9 protein-coding genes and 1 pseudogene are annotated in these 11,123 nt (G+C 60.6%); 7 read left to right on the top strand and 3 right to left on the bottom strand.

Features of this window, described 5'->3' with window-relative positions; genetic code table 11:
• The 7 genes and pseudogenes from H5U38_11520 to H5U38_11550 form a co-directional block, all read left to right on the top strand.
• A partial coding sequence (locus H5U38_11520; protein MBC7187652.1) for an SAM-dependent DNA methyltransferase occupies positions 1-209 on the top strand: 209 nt, incomplete at its 5' end.
• Entirely contained in the window at positions 199-1,584 is a 1,386-nt protein-coding gene (locus H5U38_11525) for a restriction endonuclease subunit S (protein MBC7187653.1), read from the top strand. The genes H5U38_11520 and H5U38_11525, both read left to right, overlap by 11 nt.
• A pseudogene (locus H5U38_11530) lies at positions 1,581-2,473 on the top strand (DUF3800 domain-containing protein). The gene H5U38_11525 and the pseudogene H5U38_11530 overlap by 4 nt, the downstream one beginning before the upstream one ends.
• A 124-nt stretch (positions 2,474-2,597) precedes the next feature.
• Positions 2,598-3,344 carry a hypothetical protein gene (locus H5U38_11535; protein ID MBC7187654.1) on the top strand — a complete coding sequence of 249 codons (747 nt, stop codon included), beginning with the start codon at positions 2,598-2,600 and terminating at the stop codon, positions 3,342-3,344.
• Positions 3,332-6,490 carry a type I restriction endonuclease subunit R gene (locus tag H5U38_11540; protein MBC7187655.1) on the top strand — a complete coding sequence of 1,053 codons (3,159 nt, stop codon included), beginning with the start codon at positions 3,332-3,334 and terminating at the stop codon, positions 6,488-6,490. Before H5U38_11535 ends, H5U38_11540 begins: the two co-directional genes overlap by 13 nt.
• A 518-nt stretch (positions 6,491-7,008) precedes the next feature.
• Positions 7,009-7,386: a hypothetical protein gene (locus H5U38_11545; GenBank protein MBC7187656.1), complete on the top strand. Its 378-nt coding sequence runs from the start codon at positions 7,009-7,011 to the stop codon at positions 7,384-7,386.
• Between the two features lie 197 nt (positions 7,387-7,583).
• On the top strand, positions 7,584-8,441 hold the full coding sequence (locus H5U38_11550) for a sigma-70 family RNA polymerase sigma factor (protein ID MBC7187657.1): 858 nt from the start codon (positions 7,584-7,586) through the stop codon (positions 8,439-8,441).
• Positions 8,442-8,501: 60 nt separating this feature from the next.
• Here H5U38_11550 and H5U38_11555 read toward each other — a convergent pair whose 3' ends face one another.
• Genes H5U38_11555 through pyrF form a run of 3 tightly spaced genes read right to left on the bottom strand, consistent with a single transcriptional unit; the run spans position 8,502 to position 10,908 of the window.
• Positions 8,502-9,416, bottom strand: a complete 915-nt coding sequence (locus tag H5U38_11555; protein MBC7187658.1) for a diacylglycerol kinase family lipid kinase — start codon at positions 9,414-9,416, stop codon at positions 8,502-8,504.
• 40 nt (positions 9,417-9,456) lie between these two features.
• Entirely contained in the window at positions 9,457-10,029 is a 573-nt protein-coding gene (locus H5U38_11560) for an orotate phosphoribosyltransferase (GenBank protein ID MBC7187659.1), read from the bottom strand.
• A 42-nt stretch (positions 10,030-10,071) separates the two neighbouring features.
• Positions 10,072-10,908 carry an orotidine-5'-phosphate decarboxylase gene (pyrF, locus tag H5U38_11565; GenBank protein ID MBC7187660.1) on the bottom strand — a complete coding sequence of 279 codons (837 nt, stop codon included), beginning with the start codon at positions 10,906-10,908 and terminating at the stop codon, positions 10,072-10,074.
• Positions 10,909-11,123: the final 215 nt, after the last annotated feature.

The following is an 11,123-nucleotide window of genomic DNA, read 5'->3' on the forward strand; positions in this document are numbered from 1 at the left end:
GATCCGTCACCATTGACGAAATCCGCCAGCACGGCTACGTGCTCACCCCCGGCCGATACGTGGGCGCCGAGGTGGAAGACGAGGACGACGAACCGTTTCACCAGAAGACGCAGCTCCTCACGGCCCAACTGCGCCAGCAGATGGCCGAGGCCCGACGGCTGGACGAGGCAATCTGGAAGAACCTGGAGGAACTGGGCTATGGCGGGTGAGTGGCGGGAAGTGACAATTCAGGAAATTGCCGAAAGAACCGCGTCGGGCCCTTTCGGTTCAAATGTCAAAGCCAGTGAATATAGAACCTTTGGTGTGCCTGTCATAAGAGGAATCAATCTGGCGGGTCCACGTTTTGTGGACTCCGATTACGTGTACATTAGTGAAGAAAAAGCTCATGAATTGCGTTCTTCTTTAGCATTTCCTGGGGATATCGTTTTTACTGCAAGAGGATCGATTGGAAGTGTGGGATTTGTACCTGCGCAGACATACGACAAATATGTACTCTCACCTAATTTGATCAAGGTCACCGTAAACACTAAACTAGCGGATCCGCTGTACGTGTTTTATTACTTTCGCTCGGATCGCGGACAACACGAAATTCTTTCGTACGCTAGCACAACAGGTGTGCCAAATATAGCGAGGGCCCTCGAATCCCTTAGGAAATTCCGGATTATTCTCCCTCCCCTCCCAGAGCAGCGCGCCATTGCCCACATCCTCGGCACGCTGGACGACAAGATCGAGCTGAACCAGCGGATGAGCCAGACGCTGGAGCAGATGGCACGGGCGCTTTTCAAGGCCTGGTTCGTGGACTTTGAGCCGGTGCGCGCCAAATGTAGGGGCGACCTTGATGGTCGCCCGCGCTGGCAGCGCGGCGTAAGGGCGCACGGCCGTGCGCCCATACAACCCGGCCTCCCCGCCCACCTCTACGACCTCTTCCCCGCCCGCCTGGTGGATTCGGAACTGGGGGAGATCCCGGAGGGGTGGAGGGTGGGGACGCTTGGCGATGTCGTTGAACACCTGCGCGATCAGGAAAATCCACTCTCGTCGCCTCAGACGCTCTACCAGCACTTCAGCATTCCAGCCTTCGACGAAGGGCAATGGCCGAAGACCGAGTACGGGGAAGCCATCAGGAGTCAGAAGTGGCACGTGCCGCCCGGGGTAGTTCTACTCTCTAAGCTCAACCCGGAGATCGAGCGTGTATGGCTGGTTGACGTTCGTCCTGGAGAGCATGCTGTTTGCTCGACAGAGTTTCTGGTGCTTCGCGCGCGATCTCCCTTCACGCGAAGCTTTGTCTATTGCCTCGCAAGGTCGCCCTTGTTTCGGCAGCAGCTCCAGAGTCTTGTCACGGGGACTTCAAAAAGCCATCAACGCGCCCAAGTTGAATCGATTCTCAGCCTTGCAACCTTCGTACCACCACCCCATGTCGCCATGGCATTCGATCGCCTGGCAGAAAGCTTGCTCACGCGAGCGCTTGAGTGTCGGCGTGAATCCCGCACCCTTGCTGGGCTGCGGGATGCGCTGCTGCCCAGGCTCATCTCCGGCAAGCTGCGGGTGAAGGATGCAGAACGGTTTTTGAGGGAGCGGGGGTTATGAGCAGCAGAATCACCCACATTGGATTCGCGGACGAATCACATTGGAACACGGGCCGGTTCCGCAGTCTTGGGATGGTGACCCTGCCTCTGAAGTGCCTGGAGGTCATGGAAGGCGAAGTGAGGCGGCTGCTGAGCGAATCGCAGGTCGGGGAATTCAAGTGGAAAAATCTGGACGGCGCCAAAGAGCGCTTCGCAGCCGAGAAGCTTTGCACATTTGCTGTAGAAAAGGCGTGTGCGGGTCAGTTTCGCGTGGATGTGCTGGTTTGGGACATCGAAGACAGCCGGCACAAGATCGCGGGGAGAGACGACATCGCTAATCTCGAGCGCATGTACTACCACTTGTTCCGTAACGTGCTCCGAGCGCGTTGGCCGAACAATGCGGTCTGGAGGCTCTGCCCCGACGAACACACTGCGCTGGACTGGGAAACCCTGCAGGACTGTCTCGAGAATGTAAGTACGGCTATTGAAGTCGAGCGGTCCCTTCTTACTGCCGGCCAGTTTCGAATCCGCTTGCGCCGGGAGTTCGGCATAGAAGAGATTCAACCAGTATCCTCTGAGGCGCATCCACTTCTCCAGATTGCCGATTTTTTGCCGGCTTGGCTGTATTCTCGCGCGACAAGTTCGACGAGTATCAAAAGTGGTTGCAGGCCACATCACCGCAAGCGCGCTTGTTCGACGAAGACGACGCTTCGGCTGACCCATCCCGCAGTTTTCGGGAGCGTTGTCGAGTTCTCAAAGAGTTCGACCGCTTCTGCAAGGAGAAAAAATTGGGCGTGAGCCTAGATAGCAAGAACGGGCTGTGGACGCCGAACCCGGACAACCCAATCAATTTCTGGCTTTATGAACCTCAGCATCCGGAGGATAAGGCACCGCGAAAGGAGAAGCGATGAGCAACACAGGATTTACCGAATCCGCCGTGGAATCCGCCGCGCTGCGCGACGCGCTGGTGCCCAAACTCATCTCCGGCAAGCTGCGGGTCAAGGATGCAGAGCGGTTTTTGAAGGACCGGGGGTTATGAAATACGATCCCGAAAAGCACCACCGCCGCAGCATCCGGTTGAAGGGGTACGACTATGCGCAGGCGGGGGCATATTTTGTCACCATTTCCACGCAGGAACGCGTGTGCCTTTTCGGGGATGTGGCGCAGGGGAGGATGCGGTTGAACGACGCGGGGCGGGTTGTCGAACGATGGTGGCGCGACATTGCCGTGCATTTTCCCAACGTCGAATTGGACGCGTTTGTCGTCATGCCCAACCATGTGCATGGGATCATCGTCATCGTCGGGGCGACGTCCCCCCGTCCCGACGGCACGTGGGGCGTTGTAGGGGCGGGGTCTCCCCGCCCCTACAATACGTCGGCGGCGGAAACCGCATCGGCCGCGGGGGCCGCAACGGGCGCGGAAACCGCATCGGGCGCGGAAACCGCGACGGGCGCGGAAACCGCGACGGGCGCGGAAACCGCATCGGGCGCGGAAACCGCATCGGGCGCGGAGACCGCGCCCCTACGGGGGGCGACGTTGGGACAAATGGTTGCGTATTTCAAATACCAATCGGCCAAACATATCAACATCCTGCGCGGCACGCCCGGCCTGCCGGTCTGGCAACGCAATTATTATGAACACGTCATCCGCAATGAGGAATCCCTGAATCGCATACGGGAATACATCGTGAACAATCCGTTGCTGTGGGAGACGGACCGCGAGAACCCTCGTGCCGACACTGGAACGGCATCCTTGGGAAAGGACGAACCATGGCACGCATGACCGAATCCGAGGTGGAAGAGGTTGCCCTGACGTGGCTGGCATCGGAAGATTGGTCGGTGCAGTACGGTCCCGACATTGCACCTGACGGCTTGTTCGCCGAGCGCGCCGACTACAGCGAAGTCATCCTGGCCCGGCGCCTGCGCGATGCCCTGGTACGGCTTAACCCTGACCTGCCAGCCGAGGCCCTTGAGGAAGCCTTCCGCCGTCTTACCCATCCTGAAGGCGCTAACCTGGAGGCTCGCAACCGTGCCTTCCACCGCATGCTGGTGGACGGGGTCACGGTGGAGTATCGGGGCGCGGATGGCCGCATCGTCGGCGCCCAGGCCTATGCCCTGGACTTTGACCGGCCCGAGAACAATGACTGGCTGGCAGTCAATCAGTTCAGGGTGACAGAGAACCGGTGTACCCGCCGGCCGGACGTCGTCCTGTTTGTCAACGGCCTACCGCTGGTGATCATGGAACTGAAGAATATGGCCGAAGAAAAGGCCACCGCGCACACGGCGTACCAGCAACTGCAGACCTACAAGGCCGAGCTACCGACGCTTTTCGCCTTTAACGAACTGCTGGTCGCCACGGACGGCCTTGAGGCGCGACTCGGCACCCTCACGGCGGGGTGGGAATGGTTCAAGCCCTGGCGGACCATCTCGGGTGAGGGGGTGGAAGATGTCGGGCTGCCCCAATTGGAAGTCCTGCTCAAGGGAGTCTTCGAGAAAACGCGATTCCTTGCCCTGCTGAAGGACTTTATCGTTTTTGAAGATGACGGTAGCGGCAAGCTGGACAAGAAAGTGGCCGGATACCACCAGTTTCACGCCGTGCGCGTGGCGGTGGAAGAGACCCTGCGGGCGGCCAGACTTCGGCCGGAAAGAATTGCCGACCGCATCGGTCGCTTCGAGACGCGAAGGCTTGCAGGAGGACAGCCTGGTGACCGGCGCATCGGTGTTGTCTGGCATACCCAGGGCAGTGGCAAGAGCCTGACCATGGTCTTTTATGCGGGGCGCATCGTCCGCGACCCGGTAATGGGGAACCCCACCATCGTGGTCATCACCGACCGCAATGACCTGGATGATCAGTTGTTCCGCACCTTCTCCCGCTGCCAGGAACTTTTGCGCCAGCCGCCGGTCCATGCCGCAAGCCGGGACCATTTGCGCCAATTGCTCAGGCGGGAATCCGGAGGCGTCATCTTCACCACGATCCAGAAGTTCCTGGTTGAGAACGCGGGCGGCCCGCAGGCATTGTCGGACCGTGGCAACATCGTCGTCATCGCCGACGAGGCCCACCGCAGCCAGTACGATTTCATAGACGGCTTCGCTCGCCACATGCGCGATGCGCTGCCCAACGCCTCCTTCATCGCCTTCACGGGCACCCCGCTGGAACTGGCGGACCGGAACACCCGCCAGGTCTTTGGCGATTACATCAGCATCTACGACATCCAGCGGGCAGTGGAGGACGGGGCGACCGTACCCATCTACTACGAAAGCCGCCTGGCCAAACTGGACCTGGACGAGCGCGAGCGGCCCCGGATTGACCCGGAATTTGAGGAGGTCACCGAAGGCGAGGAGGTGGAGCGGAAGGAGCGGCTCAAGACCAAATGGGCGCAACTGGAGGCGATTGTGGGGACGGAGAAACGCCTCCGGCTGATCGCGCAGGACATTGTGCAACACTTTGAGCGGCGGTTGGAAACGTTGGAAGGCAAGGCAATGGTGGTCTGTATGAGCCGCCGTATCTGCGTGGACCTGTACAACATCATTTGCGTAGGGGTGGATGGCCATCCGCCTCTACGCCCGCACTGGCACGACGATGATGATGCCCGTGGTCAAATCAAAGTGGTCATGACCGGGTCTGCCTCCGACCCGCCGGACTGGCAAGCCCACATTCGTGACAAACGGCGGCGGGAGGATCTCGCCAAGCGCTTTCGGGACCCGAACGACCCTTTCAAAGTCGTCATCGTGCGCGACATGTGGCTCACCGGCTTTGACTGCCCGAGCCTGCACACCATGTACATCGACAAGCCAATGCGGGGTCACGGCCTGATGCAGGCCATCGCGCGCGTGAACCGCGTGTTCCGCGACAAACCAGGTGGCTTGGTGGTCGACTACCTGGGATTAGCGCACGAACTGAAAGCAGCCTTGGAGACCTATACGGAAAGCGGCGGCACCGGAACCACTACCATTGACCAGGCGCAAGCAGTTGCCGCGATGCGCGAGAAGTACGAGATCTGTTGCGGTCTTTTCTACGGTTTCGACTGGACGCAGTGGAAGCGCGGGAGCGCCGCGGAGAGAATTGCGCTCCTTCCTTCTGCACAGGAACACATCTTGGCGCAACCGGAAGGGAGGGACCGCTTGCTACGGGCCGTGGCGGACCTCACCAAAGCCTTTGCGCTGGCGGTGCCGCACGAAGAGGCGATTGCCATTCGAGACGATGTGGCCTTCTTCCAGGCTGTACGGGCCGCTCTGACAAAACGCGTCCCTGGTGAGGTGCGGCCAGAAGAGGAACTGGATCACGCCATCCGCCAAATCATCTCTCGGGCGGTGGCCTCTGAGGGAGTCATCGATCTCTTTGCTGCCGCCGGTCTTAGGAAGCCCGACATCTCCATCCTCTCTGATGAGTTTCTGGCTGAGGTGCGCGGGATGCCGCACAAAAATCTCGCAGTAGAGCTCCTGCGCAAGCTCCTCGACGGGGAGATTCGCACGCGTCGCAGGAAGAACATTGTTCAGGCCCGCTCCTTTGCCGAGCTCCTGGAACAGACGCTTCGCCGGTACCAGAACCGGGCCATCGAAGCTGCACAAGTCATCGAAGAACTTGTGGCACTTGCCAGAGAAATGCGCGAGGCAGACCGGCGCGGCGAGCAGTTGGGGCTATCGGAAGAGGAAGTTGCCTTTTACGACGCTCTTGAGACCAATGACAGCGCCGTGAGAGTGCTCGGCGAACCAACCCTCCGGCGTATCGCCCAGGAGTTGGTGCACACGGTGCGGGAGAATGTTTCCATCGATTGGACGGTGCGCGAAAACGTGCGCGCCAACCTGCGGCGCTTGGTAAAGCGCGTCCTGCGCAAGTACGGCTACCCGCCAGACAAGCAGGAGAAAGCCACTCAGACAGTGCTGGAACAGGCGGAGGTGCTCTCCGCTGCTTGGGCACTAGCCGCATGATGCTGGACTGCTTCGCCTAACCGCCGGTACGGGCCGCGATTTCGGCCGTCCTTGTGAGGGACGGCATCGTGAGTTCTTCCCCAGATCGAGAGCTGGGGCGGTGACGAAAACCTGCGCGGCGGTGTGTGTCAGTGACTTCCCGCCTTCAACAGTGGACCAGCAGCCTCCTTCTTCGGTTCGAAGCTTCTCGGCGCACAGCTCGTGGCTCATGTGCAGCCCGCTCATGGTCGCTGGAACGCAGGCGTCCTGCGGCAGAGGTCTCTCGATAGATCGCTCACCTGCCATAAGAGGGCCATCGGCTCGCCCGCGACCAGATCGATTCGCCTCGGGCGCATGCAGGGATTCCTTGCGGGGTGAGTCCCCAATTTCGCGTTTTCGGGGTTGACAAACCGGTAGGAGTTTACTATATTCCTTGATGTCCGTGCGTGGCGCCACCTGCTGCAGCGGCAAACCGGTGCCTCGTTCACTTTGCACGATTCTCTACTCTCGCAAGCGCCATTCAGGCCGAGGTTGGCTTCATGGCAACAAAGAGCAAGAAGGCGGTCATCAGATTCTGCAAACAGTGTCGAGCAGACCGCCCGATGAAGCGCGCTGGCAAGGGGCTTGGCGGACAGATCATCTGGCTGCGCTGCACCGCCTGCGGCAAGATGACCCTTGTCAACGCGCAGGAGTGGGAAGAACTCATTGCCTGGCGTCAACCCGAAGGACAGCCTTCCGTCACGGAATACGACCCTACCGCTACCTTCGCCATTGGTCAGGCTGTGTACCATCCGAAATGGGACGACACGGGGGAAGTCATCAGGAAGGAGGTGACCAGCGGTGGACAGCACATGATCGTGGTTGCGTTCTCCCGCCTTGGTGAAAAGAGGCTCATTGAGAGCCTGGGCGTCTCCTGAGGACAATGGTAGACATGCCGGGAAACCCATCATCGCACTCTTCTCCCTTCGCAAGGACCGGCCTTAGCTGAGCAAAGGAGGTGAGAAGCCGCCCCCTACCGCAGTTGTGAGCCGCACGCTGTGAAGCGATCGTTGCCACTCTGAGCACAGACAGAACGGGTGACCAGCACCCTGCGGTTTTGTCCCAAGGTAGGTCTATGGCCAAGAAGAGACACGATACGGAACTTCCCTTTAAACAATCCATCGAGAAGTACCTGGAGGAGATTGCGAATTTCTCTCCGCTCCCTCCACAAGAAGAGATAGAACTGGCGCGACGCATTCGGAACTCGGATACGCAGGCGCTGGAAGAGTTGGTCAAAGCGAATCTGCGTTTCGTTATCAGCGTCGCCAAGGAGTACCAGGGGCAGGGGTTGCCGCTGCAAGACCTCATCAGCGAAGGGAATTTGGGGCTCATCAAGGCAGCGCAGCGTTTTGATGAGACGCGCGGTTTCAAGTTCATATCGTACGCCGTGTGGTGGATCCGGCAGTCCATTCTCCAGGCCCTTGCCGAGCAGGCGCGGGTGGTACGCTTGCCGTTGAACAGGGTGGGCGCCATCAACAGGGTGGGACGCACGTTTGAGGCGTTGGAGAAGGCGTACGGGCGCGAACCGAGCATGGAGGAGATCGCCGATGAGATGGACTTGAGCACGCGCGAGGTGGCCGAAGTACTGAGGAACGCAGCCCGCCACGTGTCACTGGACGAGCCCTTCCAGCAGGACGAAGGCACCAGTCTCTTGGATGTCTTGGAAAGCGACCGCTACGACCCGCCGGACGGTCCCCTGATGCGCGAGTCCCTGCGCAACGAGATCGACAAGGTTTTGGCCACCTTGCGGCCGCGCGAGGCGGAGATTGTCCGCCTCTACTTTGGCCTTGACGGGGACCGGCCGCTGACGTTGGAAGAGATCGGCGCCCATTTCCGCCTCACCCGTGAGCGGGTGAGGCAGATCAAGGAGAAGGCGCTGCATCGTCTGCGCCACCGCTCCCGCCTCGAACCTTTGCGCAAATATCTGGGATAACTTAGACTGGTCGCGCCTCCACCGCATGGGTGGGGGCTTTTTTGTTTGCGGATATGTGGCTCACGCCGGCGTCAGGCAGGCGAGCGCTTGGGGGAGCAGTTCGAAGGTGACGGGCGCGCGCCCTGGCTGCTCGCCGTCCAGGTCCAGCAGCACCTCGTCGCCCGAGTTGACCGTCACCCTGCGGCCGCGGAAGTAGCGCACCTTGGGGTGAGAAGCCAAGGTTCCGCGGTACAACCTGGGTACGTTGGCAATGACCTCGATCTTGCCGACATCTCCGATGAGCGCCACTTCGAACAGGCCATCATCCGGCTTAGCGGTGGGCGCGACCCACATGCCGCCGCCGAAGTACTGGCCATTGGCCACCACCACAGCGTTCGTTACGAAGATTTCGTCGACTGCCTGATCGATAGTGATGTGCACCAGTTTGTTGGAGTAAGTGAGCAGCGTGGCCACCAGCCCGCCAAGATAGGAGACAAAGCCACCCAGCGCTTTGCTGGAGCGGTTGACCCGTTCCACCACTGCGCCACTGAAGCCCACATCGCCGACGTTGACAAAGAGGCGCTCTGCCCGGCGGCCATGGTGATCCACGAACCGCGCGCGCCCAAGATCGATGTGGCGCACCGTCCCGTTGGCCAGCACCTGGGCAGCCTGTCGCAGGTCAGCGGGAATGCCAAGAGTCTTGATGAGGTCTTTGCCGGTTCCTAAGGAAAGGATGCCCAGCCGCGTCTGGGAGAGGGCGTCAGCAAGGCCATTGACCACCTCGTTGACCGTGCCATCCCCGCCAGCAGCGACCACAAGTTCATAGCCGTGTGCTGCCGCCTCCTTGGCCAACTCCACCGCGTGCCCTGGGCCCTCTGTCAAGTGGGCTTCATACTGGCCACCAAGGACTTCGTCGAGCACCCTTGCGCATGCCGGCCAGAGGCGGCCAGCTTTGCCGTTTGCTGCTTGGGGATTGACAATGACGAACGCAGGCATGGGGATGAGCGCCTCCTGATGACGGCCACGGTGGGTGGGATCAACGCTTGCGACTGCCGGGCTTTACCACGGGCACGCCGCGTTTGCACAGCGGACATTTGTCTGGTGGATAGGTGACTACCTCGAGCCTCATCACGGAGAAGAGGTCGACGTCGAAGGTGGCCTTGCCGCCGCTTCTGTCCACGATGGCCCCGATGCCGACGACCTCACAGCCGGCGTCAGTGGCCAGGGCGACTACTTCGCGCACCGAGCCGCCGGTCGTGACCACATCTTCCACCACCAGCACTCGCTCTCCGGGTTGCAGTTCAAAGCCGCGGCGGAGGCTCATTTTGTCCTCTTCGCGTTCGGCCCAGATGGAACGTCTGCACAGTTGGCGCCCCACTTCCTGCGCCACCACGATGCCCCCGATGGCCGGCGCAATCACTACGTCGACGTCCTCGCCGGCAAAGTGCTCGGCAATTTCGCCGCACAACAGTTCGGCATAGTGCGGGTATTGCAGGACCTTGGCGCACTGGAAGTACTGGGGGCTGTGCAGCCCAGAACTGAGCAGGAAATGGCCTTCCAACAACCCGCCACTGCTGCGAAAGATTTTCATCACTTGTTCCTTTTCCACCATGAGCCTCCTGTGCTGGATGGTGCTTGTTGCCGCCGACCATCAGGCAGACGGCTGCCGCTTAGGGGCACGCGCGGCGTTGATGGCCTCGCGAAGGGCCTGAGCCTCGCCGCGTGCCGCTTGCGCAAAGTCTCGGCCGGAGGACTTGAAGATGATCCCCCTGCTCGAATTGAATAGGGCAAGCTCCCCATGAGCGTCGGTACCGTGGACAACGGCCATTTCCAGATCGCCGCCTTGCGCCCCGATGCCGGGGATGAGCAAGGGAAGAGTCGGAACCAGGGCGCGCACGCCTGCCAATTCCTCGGCATGTGTGGCGCCGACGACCAGGCCGCAATTGCCGGCGCTATTCCAACTGGCCACCGTGGCTGCGGTGTGCTCGAACAGGCGCTGGTGGCCGTCGGAAAAGTACTGAAAATCCCTCGCGCCAGGATTCGAGGTGAGACAGAGGAAGAAGACCCCGCGCGTGGGGTCGGCAAGCAGCGGCTCCACCGCATCGCGGCCCAGATATGGACTGGCGGTGGTGGCGTCGAAGGCGAGCGTGGCGAAGATGGCGCGGGCGTACATGCGCATGGTATTGCCAATGTCGCCCCGCTTGGCATCGGCAATGGCCAGGCAGTCGGACGGGATGGCAGCCCTGAGCTGCTCCAAGGCCCGCCACCCGTCGAGGCCATAGGCCTCGAAGAAGGCAAAGTTCAGCTTGTAGGCCAAGGTCAGGTCGGCCGTCGCCTCGATGATGGCCCGGCCAAAGTCCACCATCGCCCCACACCCTCGTCCCAGGTGCGTGGGGAGCCGCTCCTGCTCGATGTCGAGACCGACACACAGCAGGCTGTCCTTCTGCCGGGCAAGATGTCGAAGACGTTGCACGAAGTTGGTCGCCATCCCTGTCGTCCCTCTTCCGAACGCGCCGCGTTGACTCTGGTTCCAAGTTAGCAGAATCGGCCCAAATAATCAACAGAAAAATGCGCCGAGGATTTTCCGCTTGCATCTTTGTCGGATTTTCCGGAAATTCTACCGGTTGAGGGTTGCCCCTGGTTGTCGCGCATGCTGAGCATGGGAGTCACTCATGAGCGAGACAGCAACTCCTGAAAGGCCGC

Source organism: Calditrichota bacterium, assembly GCA_014359355.1.
In the GTDB taxonomy this organism is placed as follows: domain Bacteria; phylum Zhuqueibacterota; class Zhuqueibacteria; order JANLFK01; family Oleimicrobiaceae; genus Oleimicrobium.